Raw genomic sequence first — 19,352 nt, forward strand, 5'->3', positions numbered from 1 at the left:
TATGGTCGCGTGTAATTCGCGTCGGCGGCCTATGTGGTTACCCCGGCATGCGATGCCAATCGAATTTTGCGGTCACGGTGATGGAGCGGAGGGCTATTCGCAGCGCGCGGCCTTCATCAGTGCCTGAGTCGCGGCGTCGAATTCGACCGTTCCTTCGGCAAGACCCTTGGCCATTTCCTTGCCCAGCTCGACCCCGAACTGGTCGAACGGGTTGATGCCGAGCAGCACGGCATTGGCGAACACCCGATGTTCGTAGAAGGCGATCAGCGCGCCGAGGCTGCGCGGCGTGACCTGGTCGAGCAGGATCGTGGTCGACGGACGGTCGCCCGGATAGTTGCGCGCGCCATCCTCGCTGGCGCGCCCCGTCATCAACGCCGCGCCCTGTGCGATGCAGTTCGCGACGAGCGTTTCGTGATGCGCATCGTCGAGCAGATGGTCGGGCTCGCGCGCGACGACGAACTCGACCGGGGTCAAGTGCGTGCCCTGATGCAGCAGCTGGAACACCGCATGCTGCGCGTCGGTGCCGACCCCGCCCCAGGTGATCGGCGCGCTTTCGCGGCCGACGGGCTGGCCGTCCAATGTAACCGACTTGCCGTTCGATTCCATTTCGAGCTGTTGCAGATAGTCGGGAAGCAGACGCAGCCGTTCGTCATAGGCAAAGACCGCGCGCGTCTGGCAGCCGAGGCGGTTCGCATAAATCTGGTCGGCGAAGGCGGCGAGCAGGCAGATATTGTCGGCGCCGTCGGCAAGGCGGAAATGGCGATCCATCTCGGCAGCGCCCTCGAGCAGGTCGGCAAAAGCGTCCCAGCCGAGCGCGAGCGCGGCGGGAAAGCCGATCGACGACCAGAGCGAATAGCGCCCGCCGACGCTTTCGTTGAACGGCAGGATGCGCGTTTCGTCGATGCCCCACTCGATCGCGCGTTCGGGCTTTGCGGTCAGCGCGATGAAGCGGCCGAGCGGGTCGGTAACCCCGGCTTCTTCGAGCCAGAGCAGCGCCGAATTCGCGTTGAGCAGGGTTTCGGTCGTCGTGAAGGTTTTCGAAGCGACCGCGACCAAAGTATGTTCGGGGCTGAACCGGGCGAAGGCTTCGTCGAGCGCGGCACCGTCGACGTTCGACACCACCGCGACGTCATAACGGTCGCTGTGGCGGCCGAGCGCGTCGATGAGCAAATCGGGGCCGAGCGCCGATCCGCCGATGCCGATGTGGAGCAGGTGGCGGATCTCGCCGAACGCACCCGCCTCGATCGCGTCGATCATCATCCGCATCCGCTGGTGCAGCGCCTGCGCGGCGTGGACCGACTCCGGCGCACCGTCGCCGCGTTCGGCGCTATGCTCAGCGGCGCGGTCTTCGGTCGGATTGGCGATGCCGCCCGAGAAGAGCGTCTTGCGCCGGCCCCCGAAATCCTGTGCGTCGGCGAGGCCCGAGAGAATATCGACAGCCGCCGCATCGAGATGCGTCTTGGCAAAGTCGAAACGGATGTCGGCGACGCTCCGCACCAGCGCCTGCAGGCGCGTTTCGGGGTCGGTGGCGACCAGATCGGTCAGCTTCTGCGGCTGCCAGTTCGAAAGGGCCTGCCAGGCGTCGGATGCGGTTGTCATCGTCTATTGTCCTCGAAGGGGGAGTGAATCGCGGACTTTCTCTAAGCCCACGGCCACCCGCGCGCCAGTGTCGTCCACCGATATTTGCTTGACGTGGCAACCTATTCATCGCCAATGCGCGGCATGACCCAAGCCAGCTTTACCGCCGATGTCACGCCCCCGACCGGACCCGCGCCGTCGTCCCCGACCCCGGCACCGGTGTCCGCCAAGGAAGAGGCGGTCGACACCGTCCGCTTCCTCGCGCTGCTCGCGATCGCGGTGCTGATTTTCCGCAGCTTTTTCCTGTCGCCGTTCAACATCCCGTCGGAATCGATGCAGCCGCGGCTGCTGATCGGCGACTATCTGCTCGTGAACAAGATGGCTTATGGCTATTCGAAATACAGCCTGCCGTTCAGCGCGCCGCTGATCCCGGGCCGGATTTTCGCGCGTACCCCCGAACGCGGCGACGTCGTCGTGTTCAAGGCGCCGCCGGTCGCCGACAATGATTATATCAAGCGCGTGATCGGCCTGCCCGGCGACAGCGTGCAGGTGAAAGAGGGCATCGTCTGGCTGAACGGCAAGCCGCTGAAGCGCGAAGCCATCGCCGATTTCGTCATTCCGGTGACGCCGAACATGGTCGAAGCCTCGCGCATGACGGGCACCCTGCCCTGCTATTCGCCCGAGTTCGAGGAAGTCGCCGCCGACGGCCAGCGCCAGTGCCGCTACAAGCAGTTCAAGGAAACGCTGCCGAGCGGCAAAAGCTATAACATCCTCGACATCACGACGATCCCCGAGGACAATACCCCGCTTGTCGTCGTGCCTGCGGGCCATCTGTTCCTGATGGGCGACAACCGCGACCGCAGCGCCGACAGCCGTTTCCCCGCGATGGAAAATCAGGGCATCGGCCTCGTTCCCGAGGAAAACCTGGTCGGCCACGCACTGGTCGGCATGTTCTCGACCGACGGATCGGCGAGCTGGATCAACCCGATCAGCTGGTTCACCGCCGCGCGCTGGGGCCGCATCGGGGACGGTTTTTGAACGATCCGCTTAACACCGGGGCGCTCGCCGAGATCATCGGCTGCACCCCGGACGACCCGGCGCTCTACGATCTGGCGCTGACGCACGGCAGCACCGGGCGTGCCGATTATCAGCGGCTCGAATTCCTCGGCGACCGCGTGCTCGGGCTCGTCATCGCCTCCGAGCTCTACACGCGCTTTCCCTCGGCGAGCGAGGGCGAGATGTCGTCGCGCCTGCACGTGCTGGCATCGGGCGCGACCTGCGCCGCGATCGCGCAGCGGCTGAAGCTCACCGACCTCGTCCGCTTTGGCGCGCAGGCGCGGAGCGATGGCGGACGGTATAGCGACAATATCGCCGCCGACGCGATCGAGGCGCTGATCGGCGCACTCTATCTCGATCAGGGCGCCGACGCCGCACGCCGCTTCATCCTCACCCACTGGGATGATATGATCGACGGCCAGCAGGAAGCACCCAAGCATCCCAAGGCGGCGCTTCAGGAATGGGCGCTGGCGCGCAAACGCCGCCCGCCCGAATATGAAATCATCGCGCGCGAAGGCCCCGACCATGCGCCGCGCTTTCGCATCGCGGTCAGTATCGGCAAGCTCGCGCGTGCCGAAGCCGAGGGCGCCTCAAAACAAGCGGCCGAAAAAGCCGCGGCGGCGGCCTTGCTCGCCGAACTCGAAGGAATGAAGTTATGACCCACCGTTGCGGATTTGTCGCCGTCGTCGGCGCGCCCAACGCGGGCAAATCGACGATCGTCAACGCGCTCGTCGGCCAGAAGGTCGCGATCGTCAGCCCGAAGGCGCAGACGACGCGCACCCGCCTGATGGGCGTTGCGATGGACGGCGAGACACAGATCGTGCTGATCGACACGCCGGGTATCTTCGCCCCGACGCGCCGGCTCGACCGCGCGATGGTCGCGGCGGCGTGGAATAGCCTCGACCAGGCCGAAGCGATCCTCGTGATGATCGACGCCGCGGCGAAGCTCGGCGAACGCGCCGAGCGCGTGTTGCAAGGGATCGAGGGGCGGCCCGAGAAGAAGTTCCTCGTCCTCAACAAGGTCGACCTGACCAAGAAGGACAAATTGCTGACGATCGCGACGCAGCTCAACGAGCGCGTCAAATTCGACGAAACCTTCTTCATCTCGGCGAGCACGGGCGACGGCGTTCCCGAACTCAAGGCGACGCTGGCGGCGCTGATGCCCGAAGGCCACTGGCATTTTCCCGAGGACGAGGTCAGCGACGCGCCTGAGCGTATGCTCGCGGCCGAAATCACGCGCGAGCAGCTCTATCGCCAGCTCCACGAGGAACTGCCGTACCAGTCGACCGTCGAGACCGAGAAGTTCACGACGCGCCCCGACGGCAGCGCCGAAATCCACCAGCAAATCCTTGTCGCGCGTGACAACCAGCGCGCGATCATCCTCGGCCACAAGGGCGAGCGGATCAAGGAGATCGGCAGCAAGTCGCGCGCCGAGCTGACCGAGTTGCTCGGCCGCAAGGTCCACCTGTTCCTGCACGTCAAGGTCAAGGCGAACTGGGACGAGGACCGCGGCGTCTATCGCGACATGGGGCTTGATTGGGTCGATTGACCCTTTCCTCGTCATTCCCGCGAATGCGGGAATCCCGCTTTTTTCTCGCGGTCGCTGAAGCTTGATCCCCGCATCAGCGAGGATGACGAACAGAGGAGTTAAATCCGCCGGCAGTCGTTCGGCGGCGGGTTACCATCGAAGCGCGAGGTGATCCAGCCGATCGTTTCCTGCGAACTTTCGCGCGCGCTTGCCCCGTGATCGCCCGTCATGTCGATCCAGCGCAGCGGCGTTCCGCGCCGGCAGACCGATTTGGCGAACTTGCGCGTGACCGCCGGCGCGACGATCGTGTCGTTGCGGCTCTGCGCGATCAGCAGCGGCCCCGGCACGCGCGCGGGATCGACGCTGTTGGTGCGCGCGAAGGAGCCGAAGGGCTCGATCTGCGCGATATCCTTGTTCTTCGTTGCGCGGACGATGGTGAGGATGCCGAGGATGGTGCCGAGCTTCGGCTTCTTGTCGAAGCTCACGCAATTATTCTCGGCGAGCCGATGAATGATGCCCTGGTTCGTGCGGTTGGCGATGGAATCGAGCGAAAAGCCATAGAGCGTCGACCAGCTGTGCAGCGTGAAGGACAAGAGCAGCGCACGCGCATTCTTGTCGCTGCCTTCGCGGAGATTGGCGGCGAGATCGGTTGGCGGGGCGGCCGCTGCGGTCGCGATGAGCCGCAAATCGGGGGCATAGGAACGCGCGGCGATTGCGGTCCAGAGCGCTGCATGGCCTCCCTGCGATTCACCCCAGACCGCAAAATCGGCGCCGGCAGCAGCGCCGGGGATTTCGCGCGCTGCACGCACGCCGTCGAGGACCGACTGCGCTGTGTCCGGGCCGACGAGGAACGGATGCATCGTCGGGTTGGCAAGGCCGATATAATCGGGCGCGACGACGACATAACCGCTGCGCACCGCATCGATCCCCGCGGTGGCGGCGAAGAAATTCGGGCTGAGCGAGGGCGCGCATTTCCCGGCGACGCCCCAGGCGCCGTGGGTCCAGGCGATCACGCGGCGCGGACGCGGCGGAATCGCCTCCATCGGGGCGGCAACGATGCCGGTGACGGCGAAGCGTTGGCCATTGCCGTTGGTGGTCCAATATTGCACGCGCCACGCCTGCACGCCCGGGGGCGCGTCGGTCATGGGCTGGGCGGAGATCAAATATCGGGAAGACTGCGCCGCGGCGGGCAACGAAAATACCGAGAATATGGTAATCAGGGCGGCGGCAAGCAGGTGGCGCATGGACAGTCTCCCGGATGACCACCGTAACACGGCTTGGCGGCGACGGGAACGCGGACTGTAACGTCCCCCAAAAATTCGTCATTCCCGCGAAAGCGGGAACCCAGCGAGCAACCGTTGCAGCTGGGTTCCGCTTTCGCGGGAATGACGAGATAAAGGGGTGAATGCCTTTCCGCCGGCGTTATTCGGCCGCCTTCTTCTTCGCCGGAGCCTTCTTTGCAGGCGCTTTCTTGGCTGGGGCCTTCTTCGCCGCAGCCTTCTTTGGCGCTGCTTTCTTCTTGCCCTTCGCCGGCCCCTTTGCCGCGCGTGCGTCGATCAGCGCGATCGCCTCTTCGAGCGTCAGCGTCGCGGGGTCGGCGCTCTTGGGCAGCGTCGCGTTGGTCGTGCCGTCGGTGACGTACGGACCGAAGCGCCCTTCCATCAGCTTCATCTCGCCTCCGCTCGTCGGATGCGGGCCGAAGGTGTTGAGCGGTTCGGCCTTGGTGCGCCCGCGCCCGCCGCCGGCTGCCGCTTCGGCGATGCGGACGACCGCGGTGTTCATGCCGATGTCAAAGATTTCGGCGGTGCCGGTCAGCTTCGCATATTTGCCGTCGTGGAGCAGATAGGGGCCATAGCGCCCCAGCCCCGCCATGATCGGCTTGCCGCTTTCGGGGTGCACCCCGACCTCGCGCGGCAGGTTCAAGAGCCGGATCGCATAATCGAGATCGAAATCCTCGCCCGGGATATCCTTCGGGATCGACGAGCGCTTTGCCTCCTTGCCGTCGCCGAGCTGGATATAGGGACCGAAACGCCCGCTGCGCTTGGTAACCTCCAGCCCGGACTCGGGGTCGGTGCCCATCGTCTCGGGGCCGGTATCGGCACCGTCACTGCCGCCCGGCTGCGCAAATTTCCGCGTATATTTGCAGTCGGGATAATTGCTGCACGCGATGAACGGCCCGAACTTGCCGCCGCGCAGCGCGAGCTTGCCGGTGCCGCAATTGGGGCAGATGCGCGGGTCGCTGCCGTCGCCCTTGTCGGGGAAGAGATAGGGGCCGAGGAATTCGTCGAGCGCCGCGGTAATCTCCGACGGCTTCTGCTCCATCACCTCGCCGGTGCGCGGCTTGAAGTCGCGCCAGAAGCGTTCGAGCACCGCCTGCCACTGTGCGCGGCCGCCCGACACGTCGTCGAGCTCTTCCTCGAGCCCGGCGGTGTAATCATATTCGACATAGCGCGCAAAAAAACGTTCGAGGAACGCCGTCAGCAACCGCCCGCTTTCTTCCGGAATGAAGCGATTCTTTTCGACCGTCACATAGGCGCGATCCTTCAGAACCTGCAGGATCGCCGCCCAGGTCGATGGACGCCCAATCCCCAGCTCTTCCATCTTCTTGACCATGCTGGCTTCGGAATAGCGCGGCGGCGGCTGGGTTTCGTGGCTTTCGACCTCGACCCCCGTCTTCGCGGGTGCATCGCCCCTGGCCATTGCGGGCAGCAAACGTGCGTCATCATCGTCGCTGCTGTCATCGCGGCCTTCGTCATACAGCGCAAGAAAACCGGGGAATTTGATGACCTGCCCGGTGGCGCGCATCATCGTTTTTCCGGTGCCGTCGGTCAGGTCGATGCTGGTCCGCTCCAACCGCGCCGAGGCCATCTGGCTCGCCATCGCGCGCTTCCAGATCAGTTCGTACAGCCGTGCATGATCGCCGCTGCCCGCCTTGTCCTTTGAAAAGTCGGTTGGACGGATCGCCTCGTGCGCCTCCTGGGCATTTTTTGCCTTGGTCTGATAGAGGCGCGGTTTGTCGGGGACGTAGCCGCCATCATAGCGGTTCGCGATGGCGGCGCGCGCCGCGCTGATCGCGGCGCCGTCCATCTGGACGCCGTCGGTTCGCATGTAAGTGATCGCGCCGTCCTCATAGAGTCCTTGCGCGACCCGCATCGTGTGGCTGGCGGAAAAGCCCAGCTTGCGCGCGGCCTCCTGTTGCAGCGTCGACGTCGTGAAGGGCGGCGGCGGGTTGCGCGTGAGCGGCTTGGTTTCAACCGCATCGACGGTGAAATGCCCCGCCTTCACATCGGCTTCGGCGGCGCGCGCATCGGCTTCGCTGGTGATCGACAGCCGCTCGATCTTGTCGCCGCGCCATTGCGCAAGGCGCGCCTTGAATGGCGTGCCCGACATTTCGAACAGGCCGGTGATCGACCAATATTGCTGCGCAACAAAGGCTTCGATTTCGCGCTCGCGTTCGACGATCATGCGCAGCGTAACCGACTGGACGCGGCCCGCTGATTTGGCGCCGGGCAGCTTGCGCCACAGCACGGGCGACAGCGTAAAACCGACGAGATAATCGAGCGCGCGGCGGGCGCGATAGGCGTCGATCAGATCGTCGTCGAGCGCGCGCGGCTGCGCCATCGCGGTGAGCACCGCATCCTTGGTGATCGCGTTGAAGGTGACGCGGTCGACCTCGGCGGGCAGCGCCTTTTTGCTGCGCAGCAATTCCTGCACATGCCAGCTGATCGCTTCGCCCTCGCGATCAGGGTCAGTCGCGAGAATCAATCGGTCGGCGGTCTTTGCCGCATCCTGGATTTCCTTCATCCGCTTCGTCTTGTCGGGATACAGCTGCCACTGCATCGCGAAGCCGTCGTCGGGATCGACCGACCCGTCCTTGGGCGGCAGGTCGCGGACATGGCCATAGGACGCCAGCACCTTGAAATCGCGCCCCAGATATTTCTCGATCGTCTTCGCCTTGGCGGGCGATTCCACAATTACCAATTGCATGAAAAACCTTTAGTTCTGACTGTGCCTTACGTACGTACGCGTGAGGGTGGCGCCGACGGGCGCCGCGTCAACCGAAAATTTCGGCGCTGCGGGTCGTGCGGCGACCGATGGTCAGATACATGGTAGCGGCGGCGGCGATACCAAAGACCCACGCGGCCTGCGACAATGCATTTGTGACCAACAGCGTTCCAATGCGCGTGATGTCGCCCTCTGGGACGAGATACATGCCGGCGACAAGCGGCACCCCCTGGCACAGGAAGATCACCACGGCGATGATCGAGCACGCCAGCCAATGCTGCTCGGTCGCATCCCAACTCGCCTGGATCGCTTCGGACACCGATATATCTTCGGCGAAAAGCGCCGGGGCGGCGAGAAACCAGCGGCCAGCGAAAAATATCCCGGGGAGGACCAGCACCAGCAGTCCGAACGCAATCCCGAGCCCGGTCACCAGCCCGACGCCGAACAGCGAAGCGATCCGCCATTTCCGTGATGGAACGATCTGCCCGCCGCTGTTCAAGACCGCGATGATGATGCAGGCTTGCAAGAAGAGGTTGAAGAACATGAAAGCGAAAACGTAGAGGAGCGCGGCTTCGCCGAGCGCTGGACTGAGGTCCATCCCAACGCCCGCCGTCGTCGACGCCAGAAAAATCAGCGCGAACGTCCGCCAATTCGCTTTGATGTGGACAAATGTATCGCGCGCCACCGGCGCGACCAAGCTGGCATCGAATTGCATTTTATTCCCCCGGCCCCGTTCTCAGGCGCGCAAGGGTGGCTGGTGCCTCGCTATCCCGTCAAGAAGGATTTGGCCTTGCACCCGCCCGATGCGGGGGCAGGATGCATTTGCCCGCATCCTGCCTGCCGTCGCTACGGATGATTTCCCGATCGCCGGGTCACATGAGAGAAATCTTCGCTCCGGCATGGCGCTCGACCCGGCCCGCCAGCTCGAGTTCGAGCAGGACGAGCTGCACCGTCGAAGCATTCTGTCCCGACTGCCGCACCAATTCATCGACCGCGACCGGCGTCGGGCCGAGCAGGTCGATCAGCGACCGCCGTTCGCCCTCGCCCGCGTCCACCGGCGCGGGCGCGGCGGCGTAACGCTGCACCGGTTCGCGGACCATGCGCGCGTCGATCGGCCCGACCGCTTCGAGCACATCGTCGACCGTCTGGATCAGCGTCGCGCCCTCGCGGATCAGCAGGTTGCAGCCCTGCGCGCGCGGGTCGAGCGGCGAGCCCGGCACCGCCATCACCTCGCGTCCATAGTCGCCGGCGCGGCGCGCGGTGATCAGCGATCCCGACCGGGGCGCCGCCTCGATCACCACCGTTCCGTGCGCGACCCCGGCGATGATGCGGTTGCGCGACGGGAAATGACGTGCCAGCGGCTCGGTTCCGGGCGGCTGTTCGGCGATCAGCAACTGGTCGCTCGCGATCTTTTCCTGCAGCGCGGCGTTTTCGGGCGGAAAGGCGATGTCGATTCCGCTCGCGATGACGCCAACGGTCGATCCGCCGAGCGCGCCGATATGCGCGGCGGTGTCGACCCCGCGCGCCAGCCCGCTAATCACCGTCACGTCGCGCGCCGCCAGATCGGCGGCGAGCTGCCGCGCAAAGCGGCACGCGATCGCTGATGCATTGCGCGCGCCGACGATCGCAACGCACGGACGCCGCAGCATCGCGGTATCGCCGCGCACGACGACGACGGGCGGCGCGCCCTCGACCTCGCGCAGCATCGGTGAATAGCCATCCTCGTCGCTGAAGATATGGCGCGCGCCCAATTGGGCCACGCGCTCGATCTCACGCTCGGCGGCCTCGACCGGTGCGATGCGCGCCTTCCCTGCCCCGCCGCGCAGGACGAGATCAGGCAGCGCATCGAGCGCGGCCTCGCCCGATCCGAAGCGCAGCATGAGCTGATGCCAGCTGACCGGGCCGACATGCGGCGTGCGGATCAGCCGCAGCCGCGCCAGCCGCTCGGCGTGGGTCACGCTCCGCCGGCTCCTTTGGGGCCGTCTTTCTTTCCGCCGACCCGCGGCTCGGTCCCGGCGCGCAGCCGTGCGATATTTTCGCGGTGCCGCCACAATACGATCACCGCGAGACCGGCAAGGCCAATGGCATAAACCTGATGGCCGAAGGCAAGCGCGGCGAGCGGCGCCGACACCGCGCCGAGCATCCCGCCGAGCGACGAGATACGCAGCAGCAGGACGGTGCCGAGCCACACGATGGCGAACACCAGCCCGATCGGCCAGGCGAGCGCGAGCGCAAGGCCGAGCAATGTCGCAACGCCCTTCCCACCGCGAAATTTCAGCCACACGGGATAGCAATGGCCGATCATCGCCGCGGCGCCCGCGATCATCGCGGCATGGTCGCCGAGTTCGGGGACGAAATGGCGCGCGAGCAGCACCGCCACCGCGCCCTTTGCGCCGTCGAGGATCAGCGTCGCCGCCGCCAGCCCCTTGCGCCCGGTGCGCAACACATTGGTCGCGCCGATATTGCCCGACCCGATCTGGCGGAGGTCGCCCGCACCGAACAGGCGCGTCAGGATCACGCCGAACGGGATCGACCCCAACAGATAGCCCGCGGCAATCAGCAAATATAAAGTCATGACGCTCCCCGCTCCGTTCGGCACCAGTGTGGCGATGTTGGACGATGCAATCAACGGATTAGGATGGCTTGGCCGCCAAAACGGATTAACCCGTCGCCCCCGCCTTCGCGGGGGCGACGGGAAGCAATTGAGCACCGCTCTTTCCGCTGCTAGGCGAAAGCCCATGAACGCTCCCGCGCCCGATGCGCCCATTCTCTTCTTCGACAGCGGCCTTGGCGGGCTCACCGTGCTGGGTCCGACGCGCGCGCTGCTTCAGACCGCGCCGTTCGTCTACGCCGCCGATTATGCCGGGCTGCCCTATGGCAAGAAGAGCAACGACGAACTCGCCGCACGGGTTCCCGCGCTGCTCGGCCGCCTCGTCGAACGCTATCAGCCGCGGCTTGCGGTCATCGCGTGCAACACCGCCTCGACGATCGCCCTTGCCCACGTCCGTGCCGCGCTCGACCTGCCGATCGTCGGCACCGTGCCCGCGATCAAGCCCGCCGCCGAACTCACCAAAAGCGGCGTCATCGGCGTGCTCGGAACCGAGGCGACGGTGCGCCAGCCCTATGTCGACGATCTCAGCGCCAGGTTTGCGGACAGCAAGACCGTGCTGCGCCACGGCAGCCCGGGTCTGGTTACCGGCGCAGAGGCGAAGCTGCGTGGCGAGGCGGTAGATCCCGACACGATCGCGCGCGCGATTGCGGGCCTGCGCGACCAGCCCGGCGGCGACCGGATCGACGTGATAGTCCTCGCCTGCACGCATTTTCCGTTGTTGCAGGACGAATTGCAGGCTGCGGCGGGGCCCGGGGTGACCCTGATTGATGGCGCCGCGGGCATCGCACGGCGCATCGCCTATCTGACCGAAGGCCAGCCGTGGCCCGCCGCGGCCGCCCCCGGTGTCGCGGTCTTTACCCGCAGCGACGACCACCCGCCGCCGCCGCTCGCCGCGCTGGCTCCCTATGGCATCGGCTCGATCGAGACGATCTGATAGGACAATTTGTCCCATAAGTTGCGAATCGTTCGCACTGGATTTCAGCCAGATTCGGCGTTATTGGCCCGCCTGTTAATCGCCGCCGGAGGGAGCGGCCCAAGAGCCTGATTGGCACCTGACTGCGGGGCTGAAACGTGAACTATAACGACATCTTCGCTCGGGCCATCGACCGGCTGCATGAAGAAGGACGCTACCGCGTCTTTATCGACATCCTGCGTAATCGCGGTGCTTTTCCGAACGCACGCTGCTTTGCCGGCCACAACGGGCCGAAGCCGATCACCGTCTGGTGCTCGAACGACTATCTCGCGATGGGCCAGCATCCCAAGGTCATCGAGGCGATGGAAGGCGCGCTGCACGACGTCGGCGCCGGTTCGGGCGGCACGCGCAACATCGGCGGCAACACGCATTATCATATCGATCTCGAGCATGAACTCGCCGACCTCCACGGCAAGGATGGTGCGCTGCTGTTCACCTCGGGGTATATCTCGAACGAAGCGACGCTCGGCACGCTCGGCAAGCTGCTCCCGAACTGCATCATCTATTCGGACGAGCTCAATCACGCGTCGATGATCGCGGGCATCCGCAACTCGGGCTGTGAAAAGCGCGTGTGGCGCCACAATGACCTTGAACATCTTGAGGAACTGCTCGCCGCCGACGATCCCGAGGCAGCGAAGCTGATCGCGTTCGAAAGCGTCTATTCGATGGACGGCGACGTCGCCCCGATCCACGCGATCTGTGACCTCGCCGACAAATATAATGCGCTGACCTATTGCGACGAAGTCCATGCCGTCGGCATGTACGGCCCGCGCGGCGGCGGCATTTCGGACCGCGATGAAGCGGCCGATCGCATCACCATCATCGAGGGCACGCTCGGCAAGGCGTTCGGCGTGATGGGCGGCTATATCGCCGCCGACAAGAATATCATCGACGTGATCCGCAGCTATGCGCCGGGCTTCATCTTCACGACCAGCCTGTCGCCGGTGCTCGTCGCGGGTGTGCTCGCGAGCGTGCGCCACCTGAAGGCGTCGAGCGTCGAACGCGACGCGCAGCAGGAAGCCGCGGCTTACCTCAAGCAATGCTTCCGCGACGCCGGCCTGCCGGTGATGGATTCGACGACGCACATCGTCCCGCTGATGGTCGGCGACCCGGTGCGCGCGAAGAAGATCAGCGACATATTGCTCGCCGAATATGGAGTCTATGTGCAGCCGATCAATTTCCCGACCGTGCCGCGCGGCACCGAACGCCTGCGCTTCACCCCGGGTCCCGCTCATGACGAGGCGATGATGCGCGAGCTGACGAGCGCGCTGGTCGAGATCTGGGACCGGCTCGAACTGCAGCTTCAGAAGGCCGCGTGACGACGGCACCCGGTTTCGATGACGTCGTCGTCGGACGCCGCTCGATCCGCGGCTTCCTCGACAAGCCCGTTCCGAAGGCATTGATTGCCGAAATCCTCGGGGTCGCGATGCGTGCGCCCTCGTCGTTCAACAACCAATGCTGGAATTTTTCCGTCGTCACAGGCGAACCGCTCGCGGCGATCCGGCGGGGCAACACCGACGGCATCCTCGCGGGCAATCCCGACAGCCGCGAATTCCGCCGCTTCGACGGCATCGCCGACGATCATCGCGCCCGCCAGATCGAGATCGCGAAGCAGCTTTTCGGCGCGATGGGCATTCAGCGCGACGACAAGGATGGGCGGCAGGACTGGCTGCTCCGCGGTTTCCGCCAGTTCGACGCGCCGGTGAGCGTCGTCGTCACCTATGACCGCGTGTTGCTGGGCAGCGACATCGCACCGTTCGATTGCGGTGCCGTCACCAACGCGCTCGTCAACGCCGCCTGGTCGCGCGGGCTTGGCTGCGTGATCAACAGCCAGGGCATCATGCAAAGCCCCGTCGTGCGCGAGCATGCGCGCATCCCCGACGATCAGGTCATCATGATCTGCGTCGCGATGGGCTGGCCCGATGCCGATTTTCCGGCCAATGCGGTGGTGTCGAACCGCAAGAGCGTCGATGACGCGGTGCGGTTCGTCGGCTTCGACGACTAGCGCACCCTTCGACAAGCTCTGCATGACGCGATAGGGTGGAGGCCGAATCCCCTCCCCGGTCGCGAAAGATTGTCATGTCGACACAGCGTTATAGCTATACCGCCATCACGCTTCACTGGCTCATCGCATTGCTGCTGGCATTCCAGATCGCGCTCGGCTGGGCGCTTGAGGGGAATAACAGCCCCGAATTGTTCGCGCGATACCAGCTGCACAAATCGATCGGCATCACGATCCTGCTGCTCAGCCTTGCGCGCCTTGCGGCGCGCCTGTTCACACCGCGCCCGCCCGCATCCGACGGCCCGGTATGGACGCGCGCGCTCGCCAGCACGGTCCACTGGCTTTTCTACCTGGTGATGATCCTCGGCCCCCTCACGGGGTGGCTGCTCGTCTCAACCGCGCGGGTTCAGGTGCCGACTTTGCTCTACGGCCTCATCCCCTGGCCACACCTGCCCGTTGGCCGGAGCTGGCACGAACCCGCGGAATCGATCCACGGCGCGATGGCTTGGCTCGCGATCGGACTGTTCGCGCTCCATATCGCGGGTGCGCTGCGTCACCAGTGGCTGCTCGGCAAGCCCGAACTCCAACGAATGCTTCCCTTTGCGCGCGGCAAGGCCGCGGGGGTCGCCATCGGCGCGCTGGCGCTCGTCGGTGCTGCTTTTGTCGCGGGCCAGACGGTCTATCCCGAACGGCCCCGGCCCGCTGCCAAAAAAGCGGCGCCGCCTTCGGTCGCCACGCCAACCACATCGGCTATCGTTCCCGTAGCGAAGGATGACGAAACGACGGCGATCGAGGCGGCGGAGGAAGTGCCGGAGGATACAGCCCAGCCGCTCGCCGACTGGACGGTCGCGCCCGGCGGACGGCTCGGCTTTACGGCGCGTTGGAACGGCGAAGCGGTCGATGGCCGTTTCGATCGCTGGCGCGCCGCGATCCGTTTCAGCCCCGACGAGCTCGCCAAATCGACCATTCGCGTCACGGTCGACCTCGCTTCGGCCGACACCGGCGACGGCCAGCGCGACGATTCGCTGAAGAGCAGCGATTTCTTCGATGTCGGCGCACACCCGAGCGCGGTCTTTGCCGCGCGCGACATCCGCCACCTTGGCGGGGACAAATATGAAGCGCGCGGCACGCTCGACCTGCGCGGCGCCAGCAAGCCCGCGACCCTGCGCTTCACGCTGCGCATCGACGGCGACCGCGCACGCGTTGCCGGAACTGCGCGCATCGATCGCACCGCCTTTGGCGTCGGTCAGGGCGAATGGGCGGCAACCGACGCGATCGCCGCCGCGGTGGATATCGCCTTTTCCTTCAACGCGACGCGCCCGGCGTCCTGATCGATCAGGATGACGGGCGCATCATGCCCCAGAAATGCGGGCCGTCGGGGACGTCCCACTCCACTTGCGTGATGAAGCCCAGCCGCTCGTAGAGAGGTACATTTTCGGGCGTCGCGGTCTCCAGCCAACAGGGCAGACCTTCGGCATCCGCAACAGCGGTCTGCGCGCGGATAATCCGCCCGCCATGCCCCTTGCCCTGATGGTCGGGGCGGACGCCGACATAATGGAGATACCAGAAGCGCCCCTTGGGCCGGTGGGCGTCGATGCTGCCCTGCACCTTCAGCCCGCGCGGCAGAGCGGTGCCGAAGGTCGCGACGAGCGGGATGACGGTGCGCAGGAATTCGACTGTACCGCTATGCGCCTGTCCCGGTGTGCGCCAGAGCGCCGCCGCCTCGTTGCCCGGCGAGCGCAGCGCGATCCCTGCACGGACGTCGGCGGGGACAAGGGTCCGAAACAGGCTGCGGAGCGCGCGGGCGCGATGATCGGGATCGGGCAAGATCCACGATAGCGCGGGGTCGGTCTGAAAGGCCTGCGCCAGCGTTTCGGCAATCGACGGCAGTTCGGCGGTCCTCGCCGGCAAGATCATATCGGTCATTGCGCCTCCCCCAAATGAGAGGAGCAGCTGTTGCGCCGCTTGGCAAGGCTAGCGCGGGCGTTTGTCGAGCCGCAACGCCCACGCATAGCCGCGATAAAGGCGCGTCACCGCGAGCCGCGCGCCGGCGTCGTTCGCAGCCTCGCGCGCCGCTTCGATCAACAGCGCGCGCGGCTCGACATGAAAGCGCGCGAGCCAGGCGAACAGCGCAGCGCGGAACCAGTCGGGCATATCCTCCTGTTGCCCGAAATCGACAATGTGCAGCGATCCATAGGTCGACAGGTGGCACATCGCTTCGCGGATCGCGCCTTGCCAGTCGGGGATCATCGACAGCGTATAGCTTTGAAAGATGCGGTCGAAACTGGCGGTGCGGAACAGCGCGTTCGGATCGAAACCCGTCGCGTCGGCCTGCGCCACGCTCACCCTTCGGGTCAGCCCCGCGTGGGCGATCGCGGCGCGCGCGGTCTTCAGCATTTCTTCCGAAATATCGATGCCATGGAATTTTGCGCCGGGCCAGCAGCGCGCCGCCGCGATCAGGTTGCGCCCGGTGCCGCAGCCGATTTCCAGCACATGCCCGCCGACCGGCGGCGTCAGCTCGTCGATCAACCGGTCGCGCCCCAACAGATAATATTTGCGCGTCAGGTCATAGATATGCCGCTGACCGCGATAGACGCCGTCCATACGTGCGGCGTGACCCTCCCCCCCGGTCATGGCATCAGTCTTTCAGGATATAGAGATGGACCCCGCCATAAATGGCCGAACGATCGCGCCGCGTAAATGCAAGCGATTCAGCCGCGCGATAATCCCACCGCCGCAGCAGGTCGTCGGGGAGCCGCCCGGGGAGCAACGTCGGTTCGGCAGCGGTACGGAAGAGAACGCGCGCGCCGGGACGCGCGGTGCGCGCGACCTCGCTCCACAGCGCGGTCAATTGCGCGTCGCTCATCCAGTCCTGCGCGTCGAGGAAGATATAGCGGTCGAAGCTCGCGGCGTCGGCGGCGGCCAGCATGTCGGTCATATTCGCGTGCAGCATCGTGACCCGCTCGGCGCGCGCGCGGACGGCGGCATAATGGACTGCCTGCAAATAGGGCGGCAATGACGCCCCCGCACCCTTTCCATAGCTGCGGCCAAAGGCCTGCCAGGCGAAATAATTGTCCTCGAGTGGGAAGTCGCAGGTCAGTTTTTCGAGGCGCGCGCGCAGGACATCGGCCATCGGCTTCCCGTCCGCCAGCGCGTCATATTGGGTCGGCGGAATGCCCAGCCCGAACAGCGACGAGCGCTGGTCGGTAACCCAGCGGATGAACTTGCGGTCGAAGAAAGGCGCAAACTTCGTCTCGAAAATCGCGCGCTGTTCCTCGATCGTCTTTGCTTCGAGGAACTGGCGCGGATCGACGCGGTGCATCCGCGCGACCAGGTGGGCGAGCCCGATAAAGCTGCCGAGCAATCCGCGCTTGTAAAGCCCGTGCGCAAAGCCGTTGATCCGGCGCCGCCCGACGAGGTCGCGGCCTTCCCAATAGCGCCGGCTCACCTCGTCGAGGTGCGGACGGACGAAGGCGCGATAGTCGGCGATGTTCCCGCTGCTGTCGGCGTCGGCAAAAAAGCGGCGAAGGCTGGCGTGATCGGGCAGCCGCTGGATCGCGACGCGTTTCAGATTGTTGAGGGCAACATGCGCGGTGTTGAGGTCGACCGCGACGATCTCCACCGGGTCGGCCGTCAGATAGGAAAAGACGTTGCAGCCCCCGCTCGCGATCGTAGCGATCCGGTTGCCCGGCGCGATCGCCAGCGCCTCCATGTCGACGACCGGGTCTTCCCAGATCTGGGCATAGACGAGGCCCTTGAACGCCAGCGCAAAAGCGCGGTCGAGCAGGCGTTGTTTCTGTTCGCCATCCTCGCGAACGACGGCGGCGGCGATCTTGCGATTGGGTTGGCTGGCCATTCGAATGGGTTCCCCGGACAATGTTGATCCGGGGCCGCGCATGGCAGGCTTTCATGCGATTTCCGTGCCGGTTCGATGACAATCCGGCGACATGGGTGAAATTCTTTCCTCGTCATTCCCGCGAAGGCGGGAATCCCGCTTTTGCCGCATTAGCGGGATTCCCGCCTTCGCGGGAATGACGAAGTTATTTGCTAGTCCCGGCAATAGCCCTCGCCCGACTTCACGATCAGGCATTCCTTCTTGCCGAAGAGATTTTTGAGGCCGGTTTCGTCGCCGTTGCCGCGATGCAGACTCAGCTCCTCAGTGCCGCGCTTGAACTTGATGCCATGCTCGCTGTCCTCGCCGTCATAGGTCCCCTTTGTGTCGAGGTCCGACTGCATCTCCAGCTTATACTTGCCCGGCTCGGCGGGGGTGATCGTGGCGTACATGCCCTCGACCCCGGTCCATTTGCCCGCCCAGCTCGCAAAGCGATGCGGCGCGGTCGCGGGATCGGTCGCCTCGGCGCCTTCGGGCGGCATGGTTTCGACCGGAACCTCGGTGGTCGTGGCATCGGTCGGCGCAGGCGCGGGCGCCTCGGCCTTTTCGCAACCGGCCAACAGGACCAGCGCCGCGGCGCTCGCCAAAATTACACTCTTCTGCATCATGCTTCTCCTTCCCCGTTCAAACGCTCGGGCGCGGATAAGTATCCGCGAGCCTATTCGGTGATGATCTCCGCGAACTTCAACGGGTCGACATTGCCGCCCGACAGCGTGACGAGCGTCGAGTCGGTCAGTGGCACCTTGCCCGCGAGTACCGCGGCGAGCGCGGCGGCGCCGCCAGGCTCGACGACGAGGTGCAGTTTCTCGAACACCGTCCGCATCGCATGGCGCACTTCGCTCCGCGTCACGACGACACCGCGCACGCCGCGCGCCTGCAGCACCGCGAAGTTGATCGGCCAGGTCTCGGGGGTCTGGAGCGCGTCGCACTCGGTCGGATAGGCCATATCCTCGACCGACAGGATTTCGCCGGCGGCAAGGCTGCGCGTGACATCGTCCCAGCCCTCGGGCTCGACCGCGACGATCTCGGCATCGGGAAGCGCAAGCGCGAGCCCCGCCGACAGGCCGCCGCCACCGCAGCACGCAACGACCTTGTCGGGACCGCCAATCCCGCGCGCGGCCATCTGCGCCTTCGCTTCAGTCCCGGTGCTGCCCTGCCCCTCGATGATCCACGGGTCGCCATAGGCATGGACGAGCGTCCCGCCGCGCTGTTCGAGCAATTTCGCCGCGACCGCATCGCGCGATTCGGTGACGCGGTCGTAAAGCACGACCTCGGCGCCCAATTGGCGCGTCGCGGCGAGCTTCATCGCCGGCGCATTGCTCGGCATCACGATCGTCGCCTTGATCCCCAGCCGCTTGGCGGCCCAGGCGACGCCTTGCGCATGATTGCCGCTCGACACGCCGACGACCCCCGCCGCCGCCTGTTCGGGCGTCAGGTCGGACAATCGGTGCCACGCGCCGCGGATCTTGAACGCGCCGACGGGCTGCAGGCATTCGGCCTTGCACCAGATGGTCTTGCCGTCGACTTCGAGCGGCAGCAGCGGCGTTTGCGGGAGCAATGCAGCGACTTTCGCCGCGGCGCGTTCGACCCCTGCAAGCGTGGGTGCGCGGTTCGGATCGAGCAGGGGATCGGGGCTTTGCTGTGTCATGGCTTCGTCCTATAGGGCCGGCCATACAAGACAAGCCACATAGCTAGGCGCAGGAGATT

Annotated in this window: 18 protein-coding genes; 7 read left to right on the forward strand and 11 right to left on the reverse strand. The window is 65.5% G+C overall.

Annotation, left to right across the window (positions count from 1 at the left end; genetic code table 11):
- Positions 1–93: 93 nt before the first annotated feature.
- Positions 94–1,599: a glucose-6-phosphate isomerase gene (gene pgi, locus ACTJI5_RS01385; RefSeq protein WP_440859142.1), complete on the reverse strand. Its 1,506-nt coding sequence runs from the start codon at positions 1,597–1,599 to the stop codon at positions 94–96.
- Between the two features lie 198 nt (positions 1,600–1,797).
- On the opposite strand from pgi, the gene lepB reads away from it, so the two are divergent.
- Genes lepB through era form a run of 3 tightly spaced genes read left to right on the forward strand, consistent with a single transcriptional unit; the run spans position 1,798 to position 4,183 of the window.
- Positions 1,798–2,616 (forward strand): signal peptidase I, encoded by an 819-nt coding sequence (gene lepB / locus ACTJI5_RS01390; RefSeq protein ID WP_058538624.1) that lies wholly within the window; start codon positions 1,798–1,800, stop codon positions 2,614–2,616.
- On the forward strand, positions 2,613–3,293 hold the full coding sequence (gene rnc / locus ACTJI5_RS01395; protein WP_440859143.1) for a ribonuclease III: 681 nt from the start codon (positions 2,613–2,615) through the stop codon (positions 3,291–3,293). The genes lepB and rnc overlap by 4 nt, the downstream gene beginning before the upstream one ends.
- Complete coding sequence (era, locus tag ACTJI5_RS01400; protein WP_056374665.1) at positions 3,290–4,183, forward strand: GTPase Era; 894 nt, start codon at positions 3,290–3,292, stop codon at positions 4,181–4,183. The genes rnc and era overlap by 4 nt, the downstream gene beginning before the upstream one ends.
- A gap of 98 nt (positions 4,184–4,281) precedes the next feature.
- On the opposite strand, the gene ACTJI5_RS01405 is transcribed toward era, so the two are convergent.
- From ACTJI5_RS01405 to plsY, 5 genes are all read right to left on the reverse strand, one after another.
- A complete protein-coding gene (locus tag ACTJI5_RS01405) occupies positions 4,282–5,307 on the reverse strand; it encodes a lipase family protein (RefSeq protein WP_440859144.1) in 1,026 nt (341 codons plus the stop codon).
- A 277-nt stretch (positions 5,308–5,584) separates the two neighbouring features.
- On the reverse strand, positions 5,585–8,149 hold the full coding sequence (gene topA, locus ACTJI5_RS01410) for a type I DNA topoisomerase (RefSeq protein WP_440859145.1): 2,565 nt from the start codon (positions 8,147–8,149) through the stop codon (positions 5,585–5,587).
- A gap of 67 nt (positions 8,150–8,216) precedes the next feature.
- Positions 8,217–8,882, reverse strand: coding sequence for a hypothetical protein (locus ACTJI5_RS01415; RefSeq protein ID WP_440859146.1), 666 nt, complete (start codon positions 8,880–8,882; stop codon positions 8,217–8,219).
- Between the two features lie 157 nt (positions 8,883–9,039).
- A complete protein-coding gene (gene dprA / locus ACTJI5_RS01420; RefSeq protein WP_440859147.1) occupies positions 9,040–10,125 on the reverse strand; it encodes a DNA-processing protein DprA in 1,086 nt (361 codons plus the stop codon).
- Complete coding sequence (plsY, locus tag ACTJI5_RS01425; protein ID WP_440859148.1) at positions 10,122–10,742, reverse strand: glycerol-3-phosphate 1-O-acyltransferase PlsY; 621 nt, start codon at positions 10,740–10,742, stop codon at positions 10,122–10,124. The genes dprA and plsY overlap by 4 nt, the downstream gene beginning before the upstream one ends.
- Positions 10,743–10,905: 163 nt before the next feature.
- Between plsY and murI the strand changes: the two genes are divergently transcribed.
- From murI to ACTJI5_RS01445, 4 genes are all read left to right on the forward strand, one after another.
- Positions 10,906–11,712: a glutamate racemase gene (murI, locus tag ACTJI5_RS01430; protein WP_440859149.1), complete on the forward strand. Its 807-nt coding sequence runs from the start codon at positions 10,906–10,908 to the stop codon at positions 11,710–11,712.
- Positions 11,713–11,849: 137 nt separating this feature from the next.
- Positions 11,850–13,070 carry a 5-aminolevulinate synthase gene (gene hemA / locus ACTJI5_RS01435; RefSeq protein WP_058538532.1) on the forward strand — a complete coding sequence of 407 codons (1,221 nt, stop codon included), beginning with the start codon at positions 11,850–11,852 and terminating at the stop codon, positions 13,068–13,070.
- Positions 13,067–13,756, forward strand: coding sequence for a nitroreductase (locus ACTJI5_RS01440; protein WP_440859150.1), 690 nt, complete (start codon positions 13,067–13,069; stop codon positions 13,754–13,756). The genes hemA and ACTJI5_RS01440 overlap by 4 nt, the downstream gene beginning before the upstream one ends.
- Positions 13,757–13,830: 74 nt before the next feature.
- Entirely contained in the window at positions 13,831–15,084 is a 1,254-nt protein-coding gene (locus ACTJI5_RS01445; protein ID WP_440859151.1) for a YceI family protein, read from the forward strand.
- A 4-nt stretch (positions 15,085–15,088) separates the two neighbouring features.
- Here ACTJI5_RS01445 and ACTJI5_RS01450 read toward each other — a convergent pair whose 3' ends face one another.
- The 5 genes from ACTJI5_RS01450 to ACTJI5_RS01470 form a co-directional block, all read right to left on the reverse strand.
- Positions 15,089–15,679, reverse strand: coding sequence for a GNAT family N-acetyltransferase (locus ACTJI5_RS01450; RefSeq protein WP_440859152.1), 591 nt, complete (start codon positions 15,677–15,679; stop codon positions 15,089–15,091).
- 48 nt (positions 15,680–15,727) lie between these two features.
- On the reverse strand, positions 15,728–16,387 hold the full coding sequence (locus ACTJI5_RS01455; protein ID WP_440859153.1) for a class I SAM-dependent methyltransferase: 660 nt from the start codon (positions 16,385–16,387) through the stop codon (positions 15,728–15,730).
- A 4-nt stretch (positions 16,388–16,391) separates the two neighbouring features.
- Positions 16,392–17,609: a DUF3419 family protein gene (locus ACTJI5_RS01460; protein ID WP_440859154.1), complete on the reverse strand. Its 1,218-nt coding sequence runs from the start codon at positions 17,607–17,609 to the stop codon at positions 16,392–16,394.
- Positions 17,610–17,800: 191 nt separating this feature from the next.
- A complete protein-coding gene (locus tag ACTJI5_RS01465; protein WP_440859155.1) occupies positions 17,801–18,250 on the reverse strand; it encodes a hypothetical protein in 450 nt (149 codons plus the stop codon).
- A 53-nt stretch (positions 18,251–18,303) separates the two neighbouring features.
- Entirely contained in the window at positions 18,304–19,293 is a 990-nt protein-coding gene (locus tag ACTJI5_RS01470; RefSeq protein ID WP_440859156.1) for a threonine ammonia-lyase, read from the reverse strand.
- Between the last annotated feature and the right edge of the window lie 59 nt (positions 19,294–19,352).

This window comes from Sphingopyxis sp. 22461 (assembly GCF_052044915.1).
Lineage (GTDB): Bacteria > Pseudomonadota > Alphaproteobacteria > Sphingomonadales > Sphingomonadaceae > Sphingopyxis.

What these genes read in the sequence shown, in the direction of transcription:
- era (WP_056374665.1), top strand. Translation starts at nt 3,290, where the DNA reads ATGACCCACCGTTGCGGATTTGTCGCCGTCGTCGGCGCGCCCAACGCG.
- ACTJI5_RS01470 (WP_440859156.1), bottom strand. Translation starts at nt 19,293, where the DNA reads ATGACACAGCAAAGCCCCGATCCCCTGCTCGATCCGAACCGCGCACCC.
- ACTJI5_RS01450 (WP_440859152.1), bottom strand. Translation starts at nt 15,679, where the DNA reads ATGACCGATATGATCTTGCCGGCGAGGACCGCCGAACTGCCGTCGATT.
- ACTJI5_RS01460 (WP_440859154.1), bottom strand. Translation starts at nt 17,609, where the DNA reads ATGGCCAGCCAACCCAATCGCAAGATCGCCGCCGCCGTCGTTCGCGAG.
- ACTJI5_RS01465 (WP_440859155.1), bottom strand. Translation starts at nt 18,250, where the DNA reads ATGCAGAAGAGTGTAATTTTGGCGAGCGCCGCGGCGCTGGTCCTGTTG.
- plsY (WP_440859148.1), bottom strand. Translation starts at nt 10,742, where the DNA reads ATGACTTTATATTTGCTGATTGCCGCGGGCTATCTGTTGGGGTCGATC.
- murI (WP_440859149.1), top strand. Translation starts at nt 10,906, where the DNA reads ATGAACGCTCCCGCGCCCGATGCGCCCATTCTCTTCTTCGACAGCGGC.
- ACTJI5_RS01455 (WP_440859153.1), bottom strand. Translation starts at nt 16,387, where the DNA reads ATGACCGGGGGGGAGGGTCACGCCGCACGTATGGACGGCGTCTATCGC.
- pgi (WP_440859142.1), bottom strand. Translation starts at nt 1,599, where the DNA reads ATGACAACCGCATCCGACGCCTGGCAGGCCCTTTCGAACTGGCAGCCG.
- ACTJI5_RS01405 (WP_440859144.1), bottom strand. Translation starts at nt 5,307, where the DNA reads ATGACCGACGCGCCCCCGGGCGTGCAGGCGTGGCGCGTGCAATATTGG.
- topA (WP_440859145.1), bottom strand. Translation starts at nt 8,149, where the DNA reads ATGCAATTGGTAATTGTGGAATCGCCCGCCAAGGCGAAGACGATCGAG.
- ACTJI5_RS01415 (WP_440859146.1), bottom strand. Translation starts at nt 8,882, where the DNA reads ATGCAATTCGATGCCAGCTTGGTCGCGCCGGTGGCGCGCGATACATTT.
- ACTJI5_RS01445 (WP_440859151.1), top strand. Translation starts at nt 13,831, where the DNA reads ATGTCGACACAGCGTTATAGCTATACCGCCATCACGCTTCACTGGCTC.